This window comes from Bacillus cihuensis (assembly GCF_000504145.1).
In the GTDB taxonomy this organism is placed as follows: domain Bacteria; phylum Bacillota; class Bacilli; order Bacillales; family DSM-1321; genus Peribacillus; species Peribacillus huizhouensis.
The window spans coordinates 1,023,292-1,045,074 of record NZ_KI632495.1 but is presented as its reverse complement, the minus strand read 5'-3'; the positions used below and the strand labels follow the sequence as shown (position 1 = coordinate 1,045,074).

Below are 21,783 nucleotides of genomic sequence, written 5' to 3'. Positions count from 1 at the left end.
TTTGCTAGAATGAATATAAACATTTGAAATATGAATTTTATAGGCGTATGCTATCTATATGGTCAAACTGAATGCGCTGCTATTAGCGCATTTTTCATTTTTAAAAGAATGATGTAAATGTTTTTTTAGGATGTTTTGAACGAGCGAATACGTCCAATTCCCTAATTTAAGCCGATCATTCTTATTCGAAAAGATCACTCTTGATTCAGTTTGGTTTCGAAGTTCCTTTACTGAAGCTTAGGTTTTTTAATAAATGAGGAACTTTTATTTTACAAGAAAGCCGGGATAATATGTTAACAAGCATTATGAACACGTACGCTCAATTTTTTGATTGGGAAATGTGGGCAAAAGTATTGTCAGACCCAGTGAGCTGGGGGTTAATTGGAACACTGATTTTACTTGAAGGTTTGTTGTCAGCAGATAATGCATTAGTTCTCGCTGTTATGGTTCGCCATCTACCTACTAAACAAAGAAAAAAGGCACTTTTCTATGGATTACTTGGTGCATATGCATTCCGTTTCATTGCGATTGGACTCGGTGTTTATTTAATTCATCTATGGTGGGTAAAAGTATTGGGAGCAACATATCTTGCATGGCTCGCCATAAAGTATTTTATAGATAAAACGAAACAAAATGAGAATGGTGAAGAAGAATCAAAAGGAATGTCTAAAGAAAGTATTCTTATTAGGATGTTTGGAAATTTATGGGGAACGGTCGTTGCTGTTGAATTAATGGATATCGCGTTTTCGGTGGATAGTGTTCTCGCTGCATTTGGTGTCAGTGAAAAAGTATGGGTGTTGTTGATTGGTGGTATGCTTGGAGTGTTAATGATGCGTGGCATTGCGGGTGTATTCCTTAAGCTAATTGATAAAGTACCTGAACTGGAGACGGCTGCATATGTTTTGATTGCCATTATCTCCATTAAAATGTATCTTTCTGTTATTCAGATTGAGATTCCACATGCAATGTTTTTCTCCATGATAGTCATCACATTTGCGATTACCTTTGTTATTCATTACCGTAATTTACGACATATAAAAGATTAAGTGAAAAAGGCTGTCCAAAAGGGTCAGACCTTACAATTATTAGACCGTTTATTGAATTAATCACACGACCAAATAAACGTTCTTAAGTAAATTGTGGGGTTCTGATCGTTTTCTTTTGGTGACAGCCTTTTCTCGTTTTGAAGGAAATAGAGTAGTTTTTAACTATCAGGGAATTTTCGTTTAATGATTTGAAACACAATGAAAAAGAAGATAAAGAAAAATAATGGGATAAAAATGGACCATAAAAATGATTGGATTAAAGGGTGTAAAAGAAGTCCTAAAAAGATTGAAAATATGACAAGGTCAAGATATATGAAAACCTCAAGATTAAATACATCAAGCACTTCATCTGCAAGTTCAGGGTGAAGTCTTAATAGCTCCTGCTTATTAACACGTCTCAATATAATCACCTAGCATTCATCCAGTTACTTCTTGTATATGTTCAAAGCTACTGAAGTGTTACTTATAAATTCTTTGAAAATCTTCTCCTTCATACCACGTACCACTTTTTTTCACCACTTAACAGGCAGTAAAACCCTACAAAAAGCTGATCAGGAACTAAGAAGAGAGGTAGGGGACAAACTGCCTGAAAAGATCCAATTGGTTCAACAATTAGATGGGAATGAAGAACCCGTACTGATTGTAATTTCAAGTTCATTTCCAAATATTTTCGACAGTTTAAAGGATTCATAGTATGTTATACTTCAATAATATAATGTGATAGTTTTTGAAACTAGTATAACGAATGGTGGTGCTATATATGAAAAGAACATTTTCTATAATCTTATGCCTCCTTCTATTCTTCATTCTTTCTTCATTTAGCTTTGTTGAAACTGAAGGTTTAAGTGTTGGTGCATTTCCAAAAGGCCATAGCCTAAAATTAACAAAAGTATGGCAGGAAAATACAAATTTAGAACGTCTTTTTTTATTCCCTGAACAATCCTTTAATGTAGAAGAAGCGGTTCACAGTGTTGAACAAATTAGTAAACTTCCTCCCGCTACAATTCAAAAGTTAGTAGATAAAAATGTTAAAATTAAGTTATTCACAGGTCGCTTGACAGATGATCCACATACGATGCACTTAAGAGGAGTAAAGCCAAGAGGTTATAAAAATAATCAGACAACTTGGGATGATGTGCCTGGAATGGGAGGAAATCGTATTGTCTTTGTGAAAATTGGTGCAACGGAATCGGGAAACGGACACGGTTCGATTAATCTTGAGCTTCACGAATTAGCGCATACGATCGATACATTCGCGTATAATGGAATTCGTGATAATAATCTATTTTTAATAATTTGGGAGCAAGAAGTAAGCGGACTTTTTCCTGACAAAGCTTATTATTCTACATATCCAGAAGAATATTTTGCCGAAACATATGCGATGTTCTATGCGAATTCGGTTTCTAATAAAGTGCTAAAAGAAAAGGCGCCACGTACTTATTCATTTATTAAACAGCTTAATTAATAAGAAAAACTAAAACTACGAAATAAATTAAACACTACGCTTATTAAATTAATTCTTTTGCGATAATTGGTTTGTAAGTAGAATAATTGTAGTATTATAAAAAGGAAATTAAGGGGTTATTACCTATATAAATTGTGTGTGACTGAAAAAAGGTGGTTTAATTTAATGAAGCAATATTTGGATTTGTGTAAACATGTGCTTGAAAACGGAACAAAGAAAAGCGATAGAACGGGGACAGGTACAATTAGTACCTTTGGCTATCAGATGAGATTTGATCTACAAGAAGGTTTTCCTGTCCTTACGACTAAAAAACTAAGCTTAAAGGCAATCATTCATGAATTACTGTGGTTTTTACAAGGTGATACGAATGTTAAGTATTTGCAAGATAATGGTGTTCGTATTTGGAATGAATGGGCGGATGACAAAGGTGAGCTCGGTCCTATTTATGGCCATCAGTGGCGTTCATGGGGAACAGCTGATGGCAGACAAATTGATCAAATTTCACAATTGATTGAGCAGATTAAAAAAAATCCTGATTCACGTCGATTGATAATTAATGCTTGGAATGTTGGCGAAATAGAAAAAATGGCATTACCGCCGTGTCATGCGATGTTTCAGTTTTATGTTCGGGATGGAAAATTATCATGTCAGCTATACCAACGATCTGCTGACGTATTCTTAGGTGTGCCATTCAATATCGCATCATATGCTCTACTAACAATGATGATTGCGCAAGTTTGTGACTTAGAGTATGGAGAATTTATTCATACATTTGGAGATGTTCATATTTATGACAATCACGTTGAACAGATTAATCTCCAGCTAACTAGAGAACCATATCCATTACCAGTTATGAAAATTAATCAAAAAGTAAAAAGTATTTTCGATTTTAAATATGAAGATTTTGAATTGGAAAACTATGAAGCACATCCACATATTAAAGGGGAAGTGAGTGTATGATATCTTTTATTTTGGCAATGGATGACAATCGATTAATTGGTAAGGACAATACACTGCCTTGGTATTTACCGGCGGATCTGCAATATTTTAAAAAGGTGACGATGGGACATCCGATTTTGATGGGGAGAAAAACGTATGAGTCTATTGGCAAACCTTTGCCTGGTAGAGAGAACATCATCTTGACCCGGAATACGGATTATCAAAAAGAAGGTGTAACCGTTATTTCTAATTTGAAAGAAGCTGTTGCATATGCGGATACCTCGGATAAAGAAGTGTTCGTAATTGGCGGAGCAGAAATCTTTCAGCAATTACTTGCTAACTGCAAGCGGTTATATATAACTGAAATTCATCATTCATTTGCTGGTGATACGTATTTCCCTGAATTAAATATGTCAAAATGGCAGTTGATTTCTAGAACGACTGGTACCATCGATGAAAAGAACAAGTATCCTCATGAATTTGTGGTATTAGAACGAATCGAGAACTAGGCAGAATCGGAGTACTTCATTTATAGAAAAATGTAGTACTCGCTGTCTTAATTCATATCGATGATTGAAGTATCGGATTAATATTGAGTCATTCATCTCAATTTTTTGGAGTTTTCTATTAGATGCAAATAAGGTGAAATATCTGAAAAATCTGTTGATTTATTTTTAATTAGTGATATAATTGACAAATTATCTAGTGAATTGAAAAGAGGGTATTACATGAGCCAAATAACATCAACAAGAAAATGGGTCCAAGTTGAAGATATCTTAGTTGCTTACCAGGAGCTTAAAGATATCGTTGCACATACGCCGCTGCAAAGGAACGAAAGATTATCTGAGAAGTATGGATGTAATGTTTACTTAAAGCGAGAAGATTTACAGCATGTGCGCTCTTTTAAGCTTAGGGGAGCATATTATAAAATGAAAAAGCTGTCTGAAGAAGAAACAAGGAATGGAGTTGTCTGTGCAAGCGCGGGCAATCATGCGCAAGGGGTTGCATTTGCGTGTAGTCAGTTGGGGATTTCAGGGAAAATCTACATGCCTGCGACAACTCCTCGGCAAAAAGTTGACCAAGTTCAGCTATTTGGTAAAGACAAAATTGAAATTGTATTAGTAGGCGATTCATTTGATGACGCTTTTTATGAAGCGGAGAGATGCATGGAAGCAGAAAACAGGACTTTTATCCATCCTTTCGATGACGAACTGGTCATCGCTGGTCAAGGGACAGTAGCCATTGAAATTTTAAATGATTGTGATGAAAAGATAGATTATGTACTTGCAGGAATAGGCGGAGGAGGCCTAGTATCTGGGATATCGACATATTTCAAATCAGTATCACCAGAAACATCTTGCATTGGTGTCGAACCAGAAGGTGCTGCTTCTATGAAACAATCTTTATTAAAAGGTGAAGTAGAGGCTTTACTAGATATTGACACGTTTGTGGATGGAGCAGCAGTTAAATGTGTAGGACAAAAAACATTTGATCTCTGTCAGGAACATGTGGATGATATCATTAAGGTCCCTGAAGGAAAAGTTTGCACAACTATTCTTGACTTATATAATGAACATGCGATTATTGCCGAACCTGCAGGAGCGTTGACTGTTGCAGCACTTGATTTTTATCGGGATGAAATCAAAGGGAAAACCATCGTTTGTGTCATTAGTGGGGGCAATAATGATATTGGTCGTATGCAAGAGATAAAAGAAAAATCGCTTTTATATGAAGGATTACTTTATTATTTCATAGTTAATTTCCCTCAACGAGCTGGAGCTTTACGTGAATTTCTAGATGAAGTACTCGGTCCTAATGATGATATTTCTAGATTTGAATATACGAAAAAAAATAACAAAGAACAGGGACCTGCTCTTGTTGGAATCGAGCTGAAAAATAGGCAGGATTATGGCCCCTTGATTGAGCGCATGAGCAAAAAAGGATTTCCATATGTGGAAGTAAATAAAGACAGTAATTTATTTTCTTTGCTGATTTAATATTTATAGAACGAGATGCAAAATAGGGTCAGACCCACTCATCACACAGTTTATCGTGTTACTTACACTTTACTAGAACTGTATTTAGTTGATTGGGATCTGATCCTTTAGTTATGCACACCCACTTTTTTTAATAAAACTGGAATTAATTACAGGGATAAGGTAAAATTACAAGGGATAAATCGACTTTTTTGGGTCATGTTAAAAGTATTCTAAGCAAGTTATGTCAAGTGAGATACTATTTAATTCGAATGGGTTGTTTTATTGAAGAATGAACAGGAGGGGTGTTACTATGTTTTCAAATATAGGGGTACCAGGATTAATTTTGATTTTAGTGCTCGCACTTATCATTTTTGGTCCGAAGAAATTACCTGAAATTGGACGGGCGTTCGGTCAAACTTTACGTGAGTTTAAAAGTTCAACCCGTGAATTGACAAATGATGTCTTTGAAGAAAAAGATGAAAAAAAGAATAATTCTGTAAAATAAGTATCTGAATGTAAGAGTAAGATGTCATATAACGGAAGCGTCAGACTATATAACTACAATATATAGTTCAAACTATGTAAATGTAACACTAAAGAGTGAAACATAAATCAGTGGGGTTTCATCACCCACTGATTGATAGTTCCGTTCTAGTGTCACTATTACCTCCGTTACTTCGATTCCTCATGCCTTGAGGTGGATGTCTTACTGACAATTAAGGCGGGATAAAATCACTGTCGATGTGAATTCTTACAATAAACAGGAATAATGAAGAAAATTCGATAATCTTCGTATTTTTTATAGAGAGCGTGATAGATTTGGTAGATCAAGAACAAAACGTAATTGCCCATTTAGAAGAGCTACGTAAACGTTTAATTATTACAGTAATTTCCTTTATCCTCTTTTTTATTGTAGGATTTATCTACGTTGAAGATATATATCAATGGCTTGTTAAAGATTTTGATGAAAAACTAATGGTATTGGGACCTAGTGATATCCTTTGGATTTATTTCATGCTTGCAACTGTTGTTTCGGTAGCAGCAACAATACCAGTGTTTGCTTTTCAATTATGGTTATTTGTAAAACCTGCGTTATTGCCAATAGAAATAAAAGTAACATTATCTTATATCCCAGCACTTTTTCTGTTATTTGTTGGTGGACTAGCATTTGGGTATCTCATTATTTTCCCAATGGTATTGGATTTCTTACTCGGTTTAAGTAATGGAATGTTTGTAACCAATTTTACCGCTGATAAATATTTTCAATTTCTACTTAATATGACTTTACCGTTTGGGATTCTTTTCGAACTTCCTGTTGTGACGATGTTTTTAACTTCAATTGGAATAGTTAATCCATATGTTTTGCAAAAGCTGAGAAAATACGCCTATTTTGTCTTGGTCGTTATTGCGATATGTATTACCCCACCAGATTTTGTCTCAGATTTTCTTGTGACGATACCATTGTTGCTGTTATATGAAATCAGTATCTCATTATCAAAATTTGTGTACAAACGGAAGCAAAAGAGAGATGCGTTCTTACAAGAGGAATTACCGGAAGAAGAAGGTTTAGATTGATAACAATAACAAATATTTCACTAATATACGCATAAAATTATACGATGCTGTCTTATGTTTGGATGAAGTAGTAGGGGAAGATCTAGCCTACGATTCAATTCAATCAAGGGCAGCATTTTTTTTTAATCATATTCCCCGTTGGCTATAAATGTGTCCAACTTTCAAACTTTGTCAAAATTGCTCGAAATATTGAGTATTATGTTTGAATGATTGTTTTAACCATGTATAATTAAGAGAATTGTTGAGATTGGGATGTGTAGTGATGGGGAATGTGAAGATTGTAACAGATTCGACTGTTGATATGACGCAAGAGGAAATTAAACGATATGGAATTGAAATGGTACCGTTATCGGTTTCAATAGATGACAGGATCTATTTAGATAAGATCGAATTGGAGCAAGAAGAGTTTTTAATAAAAATGAAGGATGCTAAGGAGCTTCCGAAAAGCTCGCAGCCATCGACAGGCGCTTTTTTAGAAGTATTTGATAGACTTGGAGAAGACGGAAGCGAAATTATTGCTATTCATATGACAGGTGGCATGAGTGGTACTGTCCAATCTGCTGAAAGTGCAGCGATAATGTCTCAATCTAATGTTACTGTATTTGATTCAAAATACATTTCAAAGGCATTATCATTTCAAGTAATTGAAGCTGCTAAAATGGCAAAAGAAGGAAAAAGTGTTACTGAAATTTTGGAAAGAATTAATGAAATTCAATCTCAATCAAGATTGATTATTTCTATTGATACATTAGAGAATTTAGTGAAAGGCGGACGAATTGGTAAAGTGTCTGCTATGATTGGATCGTTACTTAATATTAAACCAATTGCAATTTTAGAGGGTGGCGTACTTCATCCTGTCTCAAAAGCAAGGAGTCAATCTCAAATTGTTAAATTTGTCTTGAATAAATATAAAGAAGATTTAAAGGATAAGAGAATTATGGGAATTGCCATTGTTCATGTGAATGGATATGAAATCGCTTCAAAGATTAGAACGGCATTAGCCGAAATCAGCGGTTTATCCGAGATAAAAATTGAAGGTACATCGTCTGTTGTAAGTACCCACACGGGAGAAGGGGCTATGGGAGTGATGTATCATTGGGAATAAATAATGAAAATACTGTAAAAGTAGTTAGATGTTACTTTTTGTGAAAAGGCTCATAAAATTTATAACTTGAATGCAAATTTCTTTATACAGCTTACACCCTCTGTTAAAATAATATAATTATCATATACAAATAAAGGCGGTAAAAAAATGAAAAGGTGGCAAAACATAATATTGTTCGTTGGAATTATGTCTGTTTTGTTATTATCCGCATGCGGTTCACAAGGGATTAAAAACGGGTATAATTGGGATCTTGAGGAGTTTACTTTCACGGATCATAATAACAAAGAGTTTTCAAAAAGTGACTTAAAGGGCAAAGTTTGGCTTGCTGATTTCGTGTTTACGAACTGTACAACGGTTTGTTTACCTATGACGAGTAATTTGGCTGAATTTCAAACGATGCTTAAGGAGAATGGCATCTCCAATGTAGAAATTGTTTCTTTCTCTGTAGATCCTGAGTTAGATACACCAGCTGCGTTGAAAGAGTATGGACAGCGATTTAATGCTGATTTATCCTCATGGCATTTCCTAACGGGCTATACGCAGCAGGAAATTGAAGAGTTTGCTAAAAAGAATTTTAAAACAATCGTTCAAAAACCAGCCAATAATGATCAAGTTATCCATGGCACAAAGTTTTATTTAATTAATAAAGAAGGACAAATTGTCAAAGATTATTCAGGCGTGAGTGATGTTCCGTTTGAAGAAATACTGAATGATATTAAAATTTTACAAAAATGATGTGGATGTCCCTAAAAGATCTGACCACGCACTAATTTATTGTTTACAGTGTTTCATACACTAAACGGTTTATAGTAGGCGTTGGTTTGGGGCTTTTGCAAAGGGATATTCTTTTTTGTTGTAAGGTATCTCAAATTATGGAATTACGATTTTTATTAAGTGTACGTGATATAATAGTGAAAGACCTTTTTTTTAGGACGGTGATACATATGAAGAAAAAAATATCCTGTCTATTGATTGGACTGTTAATTCTTACTTCATGTTCAAACATTCGAACAGTTTCAAATCATCCATCACAACAAGAAAACGAACTTGGGTTAAAAAAAAAGGATGCGATTCCTGCCACTTTTTTTCCTGATCCAATAGAAATCGTATCTTTAGGGGATTCTTTGACACAAGGTGTAGGCGACACTACTGACAAAGGTGGTTATTTACCCTATTTACGACAACTGCTAGAAAAAGAACCAACGATTACGTCTGTGAATTTTGTAAATCATGGCGTAAAAGGCAATCGAACTGACCAGTTATTGAAGCGCATGAAAGAAAAAACTGTGATTGCCAATATTAAAAAGGCAGATGCAATTGTAATTACGATCGGTGGCAATGATATCATGCGGGTATTCCGCCAAAATATAATCGATTTGAAAATGGAGCAATTTGAAAAAGCAAGAATAGGGTATGAAAAAAGATTGGAACAAATTTTAAAAAAAGTTCGCTCAAACAATGAGCATGCGCAAATTTATTTAGTAGGTGTATACAATCCTTTTACCAAAGTATTAAGTGCCTTTCAAGAATTGGATATAATCATGGACCAATGGAATCGCAGCGGACGAACAATTGTTGAGGGATATGATAACGCGTATTTCATTGAAATTGGTGATTTATTTGAGAATACGGCAGAGAATTTATTATTTACAGAGGACCATTTTCATCCAAATAATCGAGGGTATGAGTTGATTGCAGACAGAATCTATCAAGAAATGCATATTGAAACTTTAGGAAGAGATTCCATTGAGACGAGTACAAAAGGGGATGAAGAATAATTAATGTCTAAAGCAAGTTGGAAATACTTATTTTTAAGTTTATTGGCCATAAATATTATTGTGCTAGTAACTGTCATTATACTAATTAATTTACCTGCAAAAGATGAGGAAATAGCAAAAATAGATCGTAAAGATCAAGGTGTTTCATTTGTCATTAATACGAATCGAGATGATTTAAATACGTTAATTTCTCAATATATTGAGAAAGAAGGATTGGCTGGACCTGTCCATTATGATGTCCATTTATCAGACGTTGTTGAACTTTACGGAACCATGCCATTTTTTGGGAGAGATATAGAATTAAAGCTGACATTTGTTCCAGAAGCTCAAAGTAACGGCGATGTTGTGCTAAAACAAGAGTCGATTTCAGTTGGCCAACTCAATTTACCTGTTTCCTATGTATTGACTTTCATTAATCGTCAATATAAAACACCAGAATGGGTCACGATACAGCCGGATAAGGAACAGATATATGTATCGTTACAAAATATGGAGTTGAAAAGTGATGTTCATGTGAAAGCAAAAGAATTTGATTTAAAAAATGATAAAATTTCCTTTGTATTAACAGTCCCTTCGTTACAACCTTAAAAGGGTCAGATCTACATTCTACACATCGTTGGACGTGACAGTTACACATCATGTAAACGATAAATAGTAGATGTAGGATCTGACCCTTTTATTATGTGTTAGGCAACAGAGTTGAATATAATTGATACGAAAGCAATGTTAAGGTAAAACGAATAAAGCTTCCAACCCAGGCTCTGCATCCTGTAAACCGATTATATAGATGGTATAGGCCCTATTGTCACTGAATGCAGCATGAGGAATGGAAAGCACGCTTTGTTTCGTACCAGAAACTCTAGTTTCAAGGTCAATACTCATAGGTGTAATTCCCAGATAATTTGTTGCTTTTCTGTACGGTACATTTTGAAATACTACATCTCCATCTTTTACCGCTAAATCGAGAGCAGGGCTATCTGAAGCCAAATGGATCAGCCGAACTTTGGATTCGCTATTAGGAACAGATGGAAGGTCTTCATGAGCGATGAGTCGCATCGACTTATCCAGACCACTTACAGCTAATGTATATAACTTTCCTGGCTCAACTTGAATTTTCTGACTTAGAATGGTTGAAGAAAGCTGACCAGTTGGATAGATATCTATTTGATATTTCCCCGCAATTAATGGTAAATAGTCACTAATTGTTTTATATGGACTGTTCTGCAATATTCTTGTTTCATTTACATACACATCGACATTTCCTGCATTTGTTGCTGCGTGAAGAATTCTTACTCTGCTTGGACTCTTTCTATATAAATCTTCTGCACGCATCACCTCAAAAGCATTATTCAAAGCTGTTAAATGTTTGTGGTAATAATAAACATGCAAGTTTGGGTCAATGTATTTATAATGGCTGGCTAATAAATCATACTTCTGAGCTTTTATAAAATAGTTTTTTCGACTTTTTTTAGAATTCGACATGGTTTATTCTCCTTTTTTCAAAGCTTTCGTAAACAGCATATGCAATTCTAATTAGGCTGGTGTCACAAAAAAGGGAAGAATTAAAATATGAAAATCACATAATACGTCCATTCTCACAAATTCACATGAGTTATGAAAATGAATGATGAAGTAGAAAAAACTTGTGGTAATAAGTGGTTTTGGTGCATCAAAGTAATGATACTTTTCGATTCTTAGTCTTCGATTTCAACAGATGGAAACGGAGAATGGTCGTCTCACTAAAGCTTGTTTCTTGATAAAGACGATAGAAATGGTAATACTAGTATGGTAGCAATTACGATCTTATAAAAAGTAAAGAACTCACCTTACTTGAGGGAAAAAGAAGTAGTAGAAGATGAATAATAAGAAAAAATATATTAAAAAGAGAAATGGATAATGTGTTGATTGTGAGTAAAACAGCTTTTCATTTTACACAGCTGGCAAAAAGCGTTAAAATTTATTGAATACGATTTTTACGCATACTAACAGATTAACTTGATCTACATGCTGAATGGAGGTTAGTGTTGGTGAATCATTTACAAAGAGCTACATTTGCAGGAGGATGCTTTTGGTGCATGGTTAAACCATTTGCTGAACAGCCGGGGATTGAATCTGTTCTATCCGGTTACACGGGCGGTCATACAGAAAATCCAACTTATAAAGAAGTTTGTTCTGAAACAACTGGACATTATGAGGCTGTACAGATTACATACGACCCGAACGTGTATCCATACGAGCAATTAGTTGAATTATTTTGGCAGCAAATTGATCCAACAGACGCTGGCGGACAATTTTTCGACCGCGGTGGTTCCTACCAAACTGCAATTTTTTATCATACAGAGCAACAAAAGCAAATAGCTGAAGCTTCTAAGGAAAAATTACAAAATAGCGGAAGATTTAAACAGCCAATTGTTACACCTATTTTACCGGCTAAACCGTTTTATCTTGCCGAAGAATATCACCAAGATTATTATAAGAAAAACCCAGCTCATTATAATCGTTACCGAATCGGATCAGGGCGGCAAACATTTATTGAACAGAATTGGGGGCAGTAAAATGACTAATCAAAATCATGATTTAAAACAAAAATTAACGCCTATACAATACGAAGTCACGCAAAATAATGGCACTGAGCCACCTTTTAGAAATGAATATTGGGATAATAAAGCGGAAGGGTTATATGTAGATATCGTCTCTGGAAAACCTTTATTTACTTCGAAGGAAAAATACGACTCAGGCTGCGGCTGGCCAAGCTTTACAAAGCCACTATTAAACCAGGAAATCATTGAGAAGGTTGATACGAGCTATGGAATGCGAAGAACAGAAGTAAGAAGTAAAACAGGGGATTCCCATCTCGGTCACGTATTTGATGACGGACCGGGACCTGAAGGATTAAGATATTGCATTAATTCAGCTTCCCTCAGATTCATACCAGTTGCTGATCTTGATAAAGAAGGCTATGGGCAATATAAAGACTTATTTCGATAATTAATTTGATGATACAAAACTATCGCATTTAGTATTATAATAAGTTGTTCGACCATGTAAGATAGGGAAGGAGATTTATATGTTTAAGAAATTATTTGGGAAGAAAACGGAGGAGTCCGTTCCAGTTAATAAAGAAATCGTTTTATTCGCTCCAATGAATGGGAGCGTGGTAGCTTTGGAGGATGTTCCTGATCCAGTATTTGCAGAGAAAATGATGGGGGATGGCCTTGCAATAGAACCGGGCGAAGATACAGTATATTCACCTGTTGATGGAGAAATTGTACAAGTATTCCCGACAAAGCATGCAGTTGGGATTAAGGCTCTAAATGGAGCGGAAATTCTTATTCATATCGGCCTCGAAACAGTAGGATTAAATGGTGAAGGCTTTGAAGCCTTTGTTAGTGCAGGGGATAAAGTGAAAATGGGAGATAAACTCATTTCCTTTAATCAAACGATTATTAAAGAAAAAGCAAAAAGTACTATTATTCCAATAATTATTACAAATAGCGATGATGTGGAGTCAATTGTAAAAACGACTGAAACATCTTTAACTAGAGGGGAAACTCAATTTTTTAAAGTAACGATTAAGTAAATAACGAGGTTGAGCCATATCAACAAGGTCAGACCTCACAACCTATAAACGATGTATAGGTTGTGAGGTCTGACCCTTTATTTATTTGTAATAATACTGATGATGTGAACATCGGCTTTACCCGTAAGATTCATTAATGATTTTGTACCACTTGTTTCAAAACGAACCTTATGTATTCCGTTGGATAAACCATTTGTGATATAGAGATATCGTTCTTTTGAAAAAGGCCACCATGTGTCGATCGTAGTCGTATAATTCCCATCGATAAATACATCAAGCTTTCCACCGATGGGAGTTCTTAAGAAAATCCCCCCTAGAATAGTTCCAGTAAAATCATACTCGATATAATTACCTTTTAATTCACTGACAAAGCCCAATGAGGAATGATTAAAACCATTTATACGGCTTGGCTTATTTATTTTAATCAGGTTCAAGTCCTTTTGCCTATATAGAGGAATAGACAAAGGGGCAATTACTTTATCTTCAATTGTATGACTAAGTAATTGCGAATATATCTCATTAGCATAAAGCTGATAGCCTATTCCGTTCGGGTGAATAAAATCTTTTGTAAGTTGCTCCATGCTTAAGCCGGATTTGGCAAAGACTGGACGCATGTCAAGATGTGCGGTTCCATAATGCCTAGAAATTTTCATGATTTCGTCAGCAAAGTCGTAAAAAGTAAGGGAGCTTTCGGTTATGGTAAAAATTTCAGCATTAGGAAAACGTGTTTTTACCTTTCTCACTAAAGCCTCATAAATTTCTCCGAAATCGTTTGCCGACATGTATTTTCGGTCGTTTTCTCCAAAAACAATAAAGACAAGATCAGGTGGTTCTTTTATTGTTGTTTGAGAAAAATTATAGAGTCCTTCAAATGCAGTAGCGCCACTTTGAACGATATAATCTCCTGATATCTTAATATTCTCTTTTTGTTTCATCATATTCTCTAAACGGACAAACCAGCGCTCTTCTGGAGTTGCTGCTCCTGAACCTCTGCCTATGCTATCGCCGATCACTAAATAGCGAATCGGTTTGTTCGTTTTTATCTTTTCGTATACATTTGGAAGAGTTTCATTTCCATAAGTTTTCTGATTAAGCAAAAATACAAACAGTATACTCGTGGTTAGGAATAAAGCGATAAATGTCATAATAATTTTACTTTTCATTATGTCTCAAACCTTTTTTATAAAAATATAAGTTGTTTTATAGTGGAGCTTGGAGGCTTCTCGAATACACCTGTCTTCATTCTCCTCATAGTATAACCTATTCTACAAATAACTTCGCAATATAAAAAGTGCATACAGTCATTTTTTATAGGAAACTGTCTTTAGATAAATTGAGCGGTCGAAAAAAATAGGCAAATGCACAGACCGAATCGGGCGCAGTTGCATATTGTAAAAATGTAAGAGATATCAAAAAGAGGAGTGAATGTAATGTACGGATATGGCGGATACGGTGGTTACGGATATGGTGGCGGATGTTGTGGATACGGCGGCGGCGGTTTCGCCGGCGGTTTCGCCCTAATTGTGGTGTTGTTTATCCTATTAATCATCATTGGTGCATCTTTCTGTTGCTAACGAAATAAAAAAAGTAACCGGCCTTATTATAAGGTCGGTTTTTCCTTTTTTAAACTGAAAAAAAAGAAAAAAACGAAGTTCTTTCTATCGAAGCTGAATCAGAGTAAATGAAGAAGCAACTATGTTAGCAATAACATTTTATTTTCGGGAAGAAAGATTGCGACTTAAAAGACATACATTAGATTATACGGTTCGTAAGATAAGTGAAAAGGAGTGCTGCAAAATGGGGAAATCGTCATTAATTAAACCAGTACTCGATGTGGAATATCCAGTTATTAGTCATGGGAAGGGAGTGTTTCTTTACGATGCTTTTGGAAAAGAGTATCTTGATGGATGCTCTGGAGCAGTGACAGCGAATATCGGTCATGGAGTAGAAGAAATTACTAAAGCTATGATTGAACAAGCTGAGAAGGTTTCGTTTGTGTATCGTTCACAGTTTACCAGTGAAGCGGCAGAACAGCTCGCATTAAAACTTTCAGATTTAACGCACGGCGACTATCCTTGGAGTTTTTTCGTGAATAGTGGGTCAGAAGCAACAGAGACAGCGATGAAGCTAGCTATTCAATATTGGCAGGAAAGAGGAAAACCACAAAAGAATCGAATCATCTCGAGGTGGATGAGCTATCACGGAATCACGCTTGGTGCCTTGTCCATGTCTGGACATCCAGTGCGTCGAGAGCGATTTACTGAAATTCTGGAATCGTATCCGGCAATCTCTGCACCATATTGTTATCGTTGTCCGATGCAACTGGATAGCAAATCATGCGGACTTGCTTGTGCGAATGAGCTTGAAGCAGCAATCAGAAGAATTGGGGAGAATCATGTAGCCGCCTTCATTGCTGAACCAGTCATAGGAGCAGCGGGAGCGGCCATAACACCACCTAACGGCTATTTTCAAAAGTTGAAGCAAATTTGCGAGAAATACAATGTCTTATTTATTGCTGATGAAGTGATGACAGGAATGGGGCGTACGGGGAAATTACTTGCTTCAGAACATTGGGGAGTAAAGCCTGATATTGTGACACTTGGAAAAGGTTTGAGCGGGGGATACACGCCGATCGCAGCTACTCTTGTTTCGGATCCTATTATTCAGGCGATTCTACACGGTTCAAAAATAATTATGGGGGGGCATACCTTTAGCGCAAATCCATTATCTTGCGCGATCTCACTTGCTGTTCTCAATTATCTTACCAAGCATGATATAGCTGAACATGCAGCAACCGCCGGTGTATATTTGAAAAACAAGTTGCACTCATTGGAACAGAAGTATTCCTTTATAGGTGATATTCGAGGAAAAGGTCTCCTTCTTGGTATTGAATTTGTTCAAAATAAAAAAACGAAAAAACCTTTTCCGCTAGACGCTTCTATAACAAATACAGTGATTAAGCTTGCAATGGAGCACGGCTTGCTATTATATCCTGCAGCAGCTGGTGAAGAAGGGGTCACAGGTGCTGCCATTATTGTCGCACCACCTTTAACAATCACCGAAAAAGAAATCGATGAATTAATAAACCGCTTCGAAACTGTATTGGAAGAATGGGCTGAAAAATATTTGTTGAATGTGAATGAGGAAATTTAATAGGCGGTGTGAAAGATGACAGAAAACATGTTTAAGAAAGTAACGAATCGTTCCAGTTTAACCCCGCTATTTAAAGATGGAATGAGCATCTTATTCGGTGGTTTTGGAGGAGTTGGTACACCGCCGGGATTGGTAGATCTTATTTTAGAAACTGGGATTAAGAATCTAACTTTAATCGGTACAGATGCTGGTTTTCCTGATATTGGGATCGGAAAAGTCATTACAAAAAAACGAGCAAAAAAATTAATAGTTTCTCATATTGGTTCTAATCCCAACGCAGGGGCCTATATGAATGCTGGCGAGCTTGAAATTGAATTTTCTCCACAAGGAACATTGATTGAACGTATTCGAGCAGGTGGAATGGGGCTTGGTGGTATCTTATCTGACATAGGCATTGAGGCTGAAATTGTAAACCGAAATAAAGAAAAAGTAAAAGTAGCAGAAAAAGAATACTTAATTGAGCCAGCCATAACGAGCGACGTTGCAATTGTTTATGCAAAAAAGGCTGATGATTATGGAAACTTAATTTTTGATAAAAGTGCCAGAAATTCAAATCCTTTTGTTGCAACTGCTGGAAAAATAACGATCGTCGAAGCATTAGAAATTGTCCCCTGTGGTACATTGAACCCAGAAGAAATTATCACTCCAGGGGTTTTTGTCGATTATATTGTGGAATCGAAAGGAGTGAATTGGCAATGGGCATGGGAGCAGAAATAAGAAAGAAACTAGCAAAGCGAGCTGCCCAAGAAATTAAGCAGGGCATGCTCGTCAATCTTGGGATTGGTATTCCTTCTCTAGTTCCTGATTTTTTACCAAAAAATTTCCCAGTCATGTTTCATGCTGAGAATGGAATCATTGGAATGGGACCATCTCCTGAATCTGGAAAGGAAGATGGAAACCTTTGTAACGCAGGGGGGCATCCTGTCACGTTGCAGACCGGAGGCTCGTATTGCGATAGTGCTACGGCTTTTGGAATCATTCGGTCAGAACGGATTGATTTAACGATTTTAGGTGCGTTGCAAGTTAGTGGTAATGGTGATCTTGCGAATTGGATTGTTCCAGGGAAGCGAATTCCAGGGATGGGTGGTGCAATGGATTTAGCAGCCAAAGCAAAAAAGGTCATCGTTGTAATGAATCATTTTGACAAAAGCGGAGCTTCAAAGCTAGTAAAAGCTTGTACATTGCCGCTGACAGCTCCTAACTGTGTACATATGATCATTACCGAGCTAGGTGTTTTTACCGTGACTTTTGAAGGACTAGTGTTAACCGACTTGTTCGAGACTTATACATTTGATGATGTTGTAGCGAAAACGGATACTGAAGTAAAGCGGGCCAATCATATTCGCATTATAAAAGAAAGGTAGAGATTATGATGGATAAAAAACATAAAGTGATAGATTGGATTAACGAGAATTATACAAAAGGAGTCAAATTATTGTCAAAGCTGATACAAGAACCAAGTAAGCGCGGGAATGAGGGAGGTGCACAAGCGATTATCATTGAAAAATGCCGAGAACTCGGTCTAGAATTGGATATTTGGGAGATTGGTGATGATGTATTAAAAAATCACCCGCACTTTCACTGTGATCGTAGTGATTTTATGGGTAATCCAAACCTTGTCGCGATAAAAAAAGGGAAGGGGTTAGGAAAGTCTATTCTTTTGAATGGACATATCGATGTTGTACCTGAAGGGAATCAAAATGATTGGGAAATCGATCCTTTTAGCGGGAGAATTATGAATGGAAGAGTCTATGGTAGAGGCTCTACAGATATGAAAGGTGGCAATGTATCATTATTGTTGGCGATTGAAGCAATTTTGGCAAGTGGAATCAACTTAAAAGGAGATATGATTTTTCAAAGTGTAATTGAAGAGGAGAGCGGTGGGGCAGGAACACTTGCAGCCGTATTGCGAGGGTATCGTGCAGACGGAGCGATTATTCCTGAGCCTACAAATATGAAAATCTTTCCGCTACAACAAGGTTCGATGTGGTTTAGACTTATCGTAAAAGGAAAATCAGCTCACGCTGGTACACGATATGAGGGTGTGAGTGCCATTGAACAATCCATTTTTGTTATTGAAGCGATAAGAGACTTAGAGAATAAAAGAAACGAAGCACTCACACATCCTCTGTACGAAAATATCTCCATCCCAATTCCCATCAATCTCGGAAAAATCCATGGCGGTGAATGGCCGTCATCTGTTCCTGATACAGTCATTTTGGAAGGTCGATTAGGCGTTGCTCCTTTTGAAACAGTAGAAGATGCAAAAGAGAGCTTAAAAGCGTGTATTAAAGAATTAAATTCCTCATTTGACTGGTTTAGCAATAAACCGGTTGAACTTGAATTTTTTGGAGCACGATGGTTGCCGGGATATATCGATTTAGATCACCCGTTTCTTCAAACAATGCAAGCTGCTTATAAAGAAAAAATGAACAGAGAAGCGAAATTGGAAGCTTCACCATGGGCTACGGATGGTGGTTATTTATCTGGAGTCGGCGGGATCCCGACCATTGTGTTTGGACCAGGAAAAACCGAATTAGCCCATGATGCCAATGAATATATTGAAATAGAAAAAATGATCGAAGCAGCTCAAATCATTGCGATTACGATTCTTGACTGGTGTGAAGTTGCTGAAGAATGAAAACCAAAGAGATTTGTCCATATGGGTTAGGCGATATACTGCTCTCCCTAATATTTACGGATAAAATTATCCAAAAATATAAGGGAGAGCATGTGAGGTCTGACTCTTTCGTGATTTTTTGGTACACTAAATACAAAATGAAGTAAAAGGGGAAGGGTAATGAATCATATACCAATGGAAAAAGAGATAAATGGAGATGGCTATTATGTAAAACTAGTTATCGATCCTTTTAATAAACGGGTGCGAATGGATGATCATTTAGGAAATATTACGCTTTGTTTAAAAGAGGCGGATGAAGCCATGTTAAAAATCGGTGCAGAGAAACTGATTGTTAAAGCAAGACAGGAATATTTCAAAGAACTGATTTTAGCTGGTTTTGTTTTCGAAGCAAGTATCGATAAGTATTTTTTGGGTAGTGATTGTTGTTTTTTTGCAAAATATTATCAAAATGAGCGTCGAAACAGTATAAATTGGAAAGAAGAAGACGAAATTTTAACACGAGTATTATCCCTTAGTTCCGTTGAACAAAGAAAACAGCTTCCTTTAGGCTATACGATAAGAAAAGCAAATAGAGCTGATGCAGAAGAATTAGCACGTTTATATCAACGAGTTTTTGAAATCTATCCTGTTCCGATGAATGATCCAGAATATGTGAAAAAATGTATCGAAAACGATGCTGTCTTTTATGTGTGCCTTTTTAAAGAAAAAATTGTTAGTGCTGCCTCAGCAGAAGTAAACAGCCATTATCATAATGCTGAAATAACCGATTGTGCGACACTGCCGGAGCATCGGCAATTCGGAATAATGAAGCACTTAATTTGCGAGCTAGAAAAATACTTGGCTGCACAGCAAATCTTTTGTGTGTATTCTATTGCAAGAGCACTTTCATATGGGATAAATGCTGCCTTTTATTCATTAGATTATACGTACCGTGGTAGATTAGCGAATAACTGTTATATTTTCGATAAACTAGAAGATATGAATATTTGGGTGAAAAACATATTGTAAATGCTGAAAAATCAGCAGTAATCTGACAAGATTCAGGCACTCTTTCATATACTTTATTAAGTAAGCCTTGAAGGGGTGAATGAATGTGAATCAGGAATTTTATACGACTAGAGAAGTGTTAGAAGCCATTTTAACGAGCATTGATGAAGGCATTCATGTTATCAATACAAAAGGGGATACGATTTTTTACAATAAAGTGGCAGCAGAACGGGATCGGATGAAGGTTGAAGAGGTGCTAGGGGAACCACTCATACAATCCTTTCCATCTCTAAATCGCCATACATCTACATTATTAAAGGTCATAGAGAAAGGAGAACCAATTAAAGATAAACGACAGTCTTATATGAATATACATGGAAAAATGATTGAAACCATCAATACGACCTTGCCGTTGCATATGAATGGAGAATTGATTGGAGCCATTGAAATTGCCAAAGATTATTCCACTTTGAAAGCTTTATCGGAACGATTGCTTGACCTAAAGCAAAGCGATACTAGTCAGAAAAAGAATAAGGGTGCAACGAATAGTGTTCACTATACATTTTCTGATTTATTAACGGTGAATCCGGAGTTTTTACAGGTGATTCATCAAGGAAAAAAAGCCGCAAATTCCAATTCTTCTGTGCTTGTTTATGGTGAAAGTGGGGTAGGAAAGGAATTGTTTGTCCAAAGCATTCATGCTGCTTCATCTAGAAGAAATGCTCCCTTTATCGCTCAAAACTGTGCAGCGCTTCCAGAGTCATTGCTAGAAAGTTTATTATTTGGAACAGCAAAAGGTAGCTATACTGGTGCAGTAGAGCGCGCGGGGTTGTTTGAATTAGCCCACGGTGGAACTTTATTTCTAGATGAATTACAATCAATGCCGCTTCAGTTACAAACTAAATTATTGCGGGTGCTTGAAGATGGACTGATAAGAAGAATAGGAGGTTCGAAGAATAGTAGAGTAGACGTAAGAATAATGGCGGCGATGAATAAGCATCCCGAAAAAGCTCTACAAGAGCAATTGCTTCGGCCGGACTTATACTACCGTTTGAATGTATTAAGTTATGAATTACCCCCTTTAAATCAGCGGCCAGAAGACATCGAACTACTCTCTGAACATTTTATTTCTTATTTTAATACGAAAATGCAAAAGCATATAAGCGGTATCGAACCTGATTTACTAAAGTTTTTCCACGCATATAAATGGCCAGGAAATGTAAGGGAACTTAAGCATACGATTGAATATATGATGAATGTTACTGAGACTACCTTACTTCACTTTCAGGACTTGCCTCCATTTCTTAAGATTAAGGATACACATATACTAGAGATTCATCCTTTAAGAGAAACTTTGAAGAAAACCGAAGAGAAGTTAATTACCAATGCTTTAATGAAAACCAAAGGAAATATTCTGCAAGCGGCTAAGTTGCTTCAAATACCGCGACAAACACTTCAGTATAAGCTGAATAAAACCGAATAGAGTGAATCGATGATCATTATTTTTTGATGAAAATCATGATTTTTGTCTATTA

24 protein-coding genes are annotated in these 21,783 nt (G+C 36.2%); 21 read left to right on the top strand and 3 right to left on the bottom strand.

Annotation, left to right across the window (positions count from 1 at the left end; genetic code table 11):
• Nucleotides 1-290 precede the first annotated feature (290 nt).
• Nucleotides 291-1,046 (top strand): TerC family protein, encoded by a 756-nt coding sequence (locus V179_RS0110905; protein WP_034301032.1) that lies wholly within the window; start codon nucleotides 291-293, stop codon nucleotides 1,044-1,046.
• Between the two features lie 158 nt (nucleotides 1,047-1,204).
• Here the strand turns inward: V179_RS0110905 and V179_RS0110900 are convergent, their stop codons facing one another.
• Nucleotides 1,205-1,447, bottom strand: a complete 243-nt coding sequence (locus tag V179_RS0110900; RefSeq protein ID WP_028391471.1) for a hypothetical protein — start codon at nucleotides 1,445-1,447, stop codon at nucleotides 1,205-1,207.
• Between the two features lie 359 nt (nucleotides 1,448-1,806).
• Here V179_RS0110900 and V179_RS0110895 point away from each other — a divergent pair, with 359 nt between their 5' ends.
• The 10 genes from V179_RS0110895 to V179_RS0110850 all read left to right on the top strand — a co-directional run bounded on the left by V179_RS0110895 (nucleotide 1,807) and on the right by V179_RS0110850 (nucleotide 10,475).
• Complete coding sequence (locus V179_RS0110895; protein ID WP_028391470.1) at nucleotides 1,807-2,511, top strand: anthrax toxin lethal factor-related metalloendopeptidase; 705 nt, start codon at nucleotides 1,807-1,809, stop codon at nucleotides 2,509-2,511.
• A gap of 165 nt (nucleotides 2,512-2,676) precedes the next feature.
• Nucleotides 2,677-3,471, top strand: coding sequence for a thymidylate synthase (locus tag V179_RS0110890; protein ID WP_028391469.1), 795 nt, complete (start codon nucleotides 2,677-2,679; stop codon nucleotides 3,469-3,471).
• Entirely contained in the window at nucleotides 3,468-3,959 is a 492-nt protein-coding gene (locus V179_RS0110885) for a dihydrofolate reductase (RefSeq protein WP_028391468.1), read from the top strand. The genes V179_RS0110890 and V179_RS0110885 overlap by 4 nt, the downstream gene beginning before the upstream one ends.
• Nucleotides 3,960-4,178: 219 nt before the next feature.
• Complete coding sequence (gene ilvA, locus V179_RS0110880; protein WP_028391467.1) at nucleotides 4,179-5,447, top strand: threonine ammonia-lyase IlvA; 1,269 nt, start codon at nucleotides 4,179-4,181, stop codon at nucleotides 5,445-5,447.
• 292 nt (nucleotides 5,448-5,739) lie between these two features.
• Nucleotides 5,740-5,934, top strand: a complete 195-nt coding sequence (locus tag V179_RS0110875) for a twin-arginine translocase TatA/TatE family subunit (protein ID WP_028391466.1) — start codon at nucleotides 5,740-5,742, stop codon at nucleotides 5,932-5,934.
• Between the two features lie 314 nt (nucleotides 5,935-6,248).
• Nucleotides 6,249-7,004 (top strand): twin-arginine translocase subunit TatC, encoded by a 756-nt coding sequence (tatC, locus tag V179_RS0110870; RefSeq protein ID WP_028391465.1) that lies wholly within the window; start codon nucleotides 6,249-6,251, stop codon nucleotides 7,002-7,004.
• A 262-nt stretch (nucleotides 7,005-7,266) separates the two neighbouring features.
• Nucleotides 7,267-8,109, top strand: coding sequence for a DegV family protein (locus V179_RS0110865; protein WP_028391464.1), 843 nt, complete (start codon nucleotides 7,267-7,269; stop codon nucleotides 8,107-8,109).
• Between the two features lie 147 nt (nucleotides 8,110-8,256).
• Entirely contained in the window at nucleotides 8,257-8,844 is a 588-nt protein-coding gene (locus tag V179_RS0110860) for an SCO family protein (RefSeq protein WP_028391463.1), read from the top strand.
• Nucleotides 8,845-9,053: 209 nt separating this feature from the next.
• Nucleotides 9,054-9,887: an SGNH/GDSL hydrolase family protein gene (locus V179_RS0110855; protein WP_028391462.1), complete on the top strand. Its 834-nt coding sequence runs from the start codon at nucleotides 9,054-9,056 to the stop codon at nucleotides 9,885-9,887.
• 3 nt (nucleotides 9,888-9,890) lie between these two features.
• Nucleotides 9,891-10,475, top strand: coding sequence for a YpmS family protein (locus tag V179_RS0110850; protein ID WP_028391461.1), 585 nt, complete (start codon nucleotides 9,891-9,893; stop codon nucleotides 10,473-10,475).
• A 138-nt stretch (nucleotides 10,476-10,613) separates the two neighbouring features.
• Here the strand turns inward: V179_RS0110850 and V179_RS0110845 are convergent, their stop codons facing one another.
• Nucleotides 10,614-11,369: a DUF4397 domain-containing protein gene (locus V179_RS0110845; RefSeq protein WP_034301028.1), complete on the bottom strand. Its 756-nt coding sequence runs from the start codon at nucleotides 11,367-11,369 to the stop codon at nucleotides 10,614-10,616.
• 593 nt (nucleotides 11,370-11,962) lie between these two features.
• On the opposite strand from V179_RS0110845, the gene msrA reads away from it, so the two are divergent.
• The 3 genes from msrA (at nucleotide 11,963) to V179_RS0110830 (ending at nucleotide 13,467) form a co-directional block, all read left to right on the top strand.
• Nucleotides 11,963-12,442: a peptide-methionine (S)-S-oxide reductase MsrA gene (gene msrA / locus V179_RS0110840; protein WP_051405017.1), complete on the top strand. Its 480-nt coding sequence runs from the start codon at nucleotides 11,963-11,965 to the stop codon at nucleotides 12,440-12,442.
• A gap of 1 nt (nucleotide 12,443) precedes the next feature.
• Nucleotides 12,444-12,875 (top strand): peptide-methionine (R)-S-oxide reductase MsrB, encoded by a 432-nt coding sequence (gene msrB, locus V179_RS0110835; RefSeq protein ID WP_028391458.1) that lies wholly within the window; start codon nucleotides 12,444-12,446, stop codon nucleotides 12,873-12,875.
• A gap of 79 nt (nucleotides 12,876-12,954) precedes the next feature.
• The gene (locus tag V179_RS0110830; RefSeq protein ID WP_028391457.1) at nucleotides 12,955-13,467 is read left to right on the top strand and encodes a PTS sugar transporter subunit IIA; all 513 of its coding nucleotides are present in this window, start codon (nucleotides 12,955-12,957) and stop codon (nucleotides 13,465-13,467) included.
• A 77-nt stretch (nucleotides 13,468-13,544) separates the two neighbouring features.
• Here the strand turns inward: V179_RS0110830 and V179_RS0110825 are convergent, their stop codons facing one another.
• Nucleotides 13,545-14,630: an SGNH/GDSL hydrolase family protein gene (locus V179_RS0110825; RefSeq protein WP_028391456.1), complete on the bottom strand. Its 1,086-nt coding sequence runs from the start codon at nucleotides 14,628-14,630 to the stop codon at nucleotides 13,545-13,547.
• A gap of 267 nt (nucleotides 14,631-14,897) precedes the next feature.
• Here V179_RS0110825 and V179_RS30015 point away from each other — a divergent pair, with 267 nt between their 5' ends.
• The 7 genes from V179_RS30015 to V179_RS0110790 all read left to right on the top strand — a co-directional run bounded on the left by V179_RS30015 (nucleotide 14,898) and on the right by V179_RS0110790 (nucleotide 21,731).
• On the top strand, nucleotides 14,898-15,041 hold the full coding sequence (locus V179_RS30015; RefSeq protein WP_084552310.1) for a YjcZ family sporulation protein: 144 nt from the start codon (nucleotides 14,898-14,900) through the stop codon (nucleotides 15,039-15,041).
• Nucleotides 15,042-15,264: 223 nt separating this feature from the next.
• Entirely contained in the window at nucleotides 15,265-16,620 is a 1,356-nt protein-coding gene (locus V179_RS0110815; protein WP_028391455.1) for an aspartate aminotransferase family protein, read from the top strand.
• A 15-nt stretch (nucleotides 16,621-16,635) separates the two neighbouring features.
• Complete coding sequence (locus V179_RS0110810) at nucleotides 16,636-17,337, top strand: CoA transferase subunit A (protein WP_028391454.1); 702 nt, start codon at nucleotides 16,636-16,638, stop codon at nucleotides 17,335-17,337.
• Nucleotides 17,316-17,984 (top strand): 3-oxoacid CoA-transferase subunit B, encoded by a 669-nt coding sequence (locus V179_RS0110805; protein WP_028391453.1) that lies wholly within the window; start codon nucleotides 17,316-17,318, stop codon nucleotides 17,982-17,984. Before V179_RS0110810 ends, V179_RS0110805 begins: the two co-directional genes overlap by 22 nt.
• A 5-nt stretch (nucleotides 17,985-17,989) precedes the next feature.
• Nucleotides 17,990-19,261: a peptidase gene (locus V179_RS0110800; protein WP_028391452.1), complete on the top strand. Its 1,272-nt coding sequence runs from the start codon at nucleotides 17,990-17,992 to the stop codon at nucleotides 19,259-19,261.
• Nucleotides 19,262-19,420: 159 nt separating this feature from the next.
• Complete coding sequence (gene ablB / locus V179_RS0110795; protein ID WP_051404930.1) at nucleotides 19,421-20,269, top strand: putative beta-lysine N-acetyltransferase; 849 nt, start codon at nucleotides 19,421-19,423, stop codon at nucleotides 20,267-20,269.
• 85 nt (nucleotides 20,270-20,354) lie between these two features.
• Nucleotides 20,355-21,731 (top strand): sigma-54 interaction domain-containing protein, encoded by a 1,377-nt coding sequence (locus tag V179_RS0110790; RefSeq protein WP_028391450.1) that lies wholly within the window; start codon nucleotides 20,355-20,357, stop codon nucleotides 21,729-21,731.
• Nucleotides 21,732-21,783: the final 52 nt, after the last annotated feature.

What these genes read in the sequence shown, in the direction of transcription:
- V179_RS0110905 (WP_034301032.1), top strand. Translation starts at nt 291, where the DNA reads ATGTTAACAAGCATTATGAACACGTACGCTCAATTTTTTGATTGGGAA.
- V179_RS0110895 (WP_028391470.1), top strand. Translation starts at nt 1,807, where the DNA reads ATGAAAAGAACATTTTCTATAATCTTATGCCTCCTTCTATTCTTCATT.
- V179_RS0110890 (WP_028391469.1), top strand. Translation starts at nt 2,677, where the DNA reads ATGAAGCAATATTTGGATTTGTGTAAACATGTGCTTGAAAACGGAACA.
- V179_RS0110885 (WP_028391468.1), top strand. Translation starts at nt 3,468, where the DNA reads ATGATATCTTTTATTTTGGCAATGGATGACAATCGATTAATTGGTAAG.
- ilvA (WP_028391467.1), top strand. Translation starts at nt 4,179, where the DNA reads ATGAGCCAAATAACATCAACAAGAAAATGGGTCCAAGTTGAAGATATC.
- V179_RS0110875 (WP_028391466.1), top strand. Translation starts at nt 5,740, where the DNA reads ATGTTTTCAAATATAGGGGTACCAGGATTAATTTTGATTTTAGTGCTC.
- V179_RS0110865 (WP_028391464.1), top strand. Translation starts at nt 7,267, where the DNA reads ATGGGGAATGTGAAGATTGTAACAGATTCGACTGTTGATATGACGCAA.
- V179_RS0110860 (WP_028391463.1), top strand. Translation starts at nt 8,257, where the DNA reads ATGAAAAGGTGGCAAAACATAATATTGTTCGTTGGAATTATGTCTGTT.
- V179_RS0110855 (WP_028391462.1), top strand. Translation starts at nt 9,054, where the DNA reads ATGAAGAAAAAAATATCCTGTCTATTGATTGGACTGTTAATTCTTACT.
- V179_RS0110850 (WP_028391461.1), top strand. Translation starts at nt 9,891, where the DNA reads ATGTCTAAAGCAAGTTGGAAATACTTATTTTTAAGTTTATTGGCCATA.
- V179_RS0110845 (WP_034301028.1), bottom strand. Translation starts at nt 11,369, where the DNA reads ATGTCGAATTCTAAAAAAAGTCGAAAAAACTATTTTATAAAAGCTCAG.
- msrA (WP_051405017.1), top strand. Translation starts at nt 11,963, where the DNA reads ATGGTTAAACCATTTGCTGAACAGCCGGGGATTGAATCTGTTCTATCC.
- msrB (WP_028391458.1), top strand. Translation starts at nt 12,444, where the DNA reads ATGACTAATCAAAATCATGATTTAAAACAAAAATTAACGCCTATACAA.
- V179_RS0110830 (WP_028391457.1), top strand. Translation starts at nt 12,955, where the DNA reads ATGTTTAAGAAATTATTTGGGAAGAAAACGGAGGAGTCCGTTCCAGTT.
- V179_RS0110825 (WP_028391456.1), bottom strand. Translation starts at nt 14,630, where the DNA reads ATGAAAAGTAAAATTATTATGACATTTATCGCTTTATTCCTAACCACG.
- V179_RS30015 (WP_084552310.1), top strand. Translation starts at nt 14,898, where the DNA reads ATGTACGGATATGGCGGATACGGTGGTTACGGATATGGTGGCGGATGT.
- V179_RS0110815 (WP_028391455.1), top strand. Translation starts at nt 15,265, where the DNA reads ATGGGGAAATCGTCATTAATTAAACCAGTACTCGATGTGGAATATCCA.
- V179_RS0110810 (WP_028391454.1), top strand. Translation starts at nt 16,636, where the DNA reads ATGACAGAAAACATGTTTAAGAAAGTAACGAATCGTTCCAGTTTAACC.
- V179_RS0110805 (WP_028391453.1), top strand. Translation starts at nt 17,316, where the DNA reads ATGGGCATGGGAGCAGAAATAAGAAAGAAACTAGCAAAGCGAGCTGCC.
- V179_RS0110800 (WP_028391452.1), top strand. Translation starts at nt 17,990, where the DNA reads ATGATGGATAAAAAACATAAAGTGATAGATTGGATTAACGAGAATTAT.
- ablB (WP_051404930.1), top strand. Translation starts at nt 19,421, where the DNA reads ATGAATCATATACCAATGGAAAAAGAGATAAATGGAGATGGCTATTAT.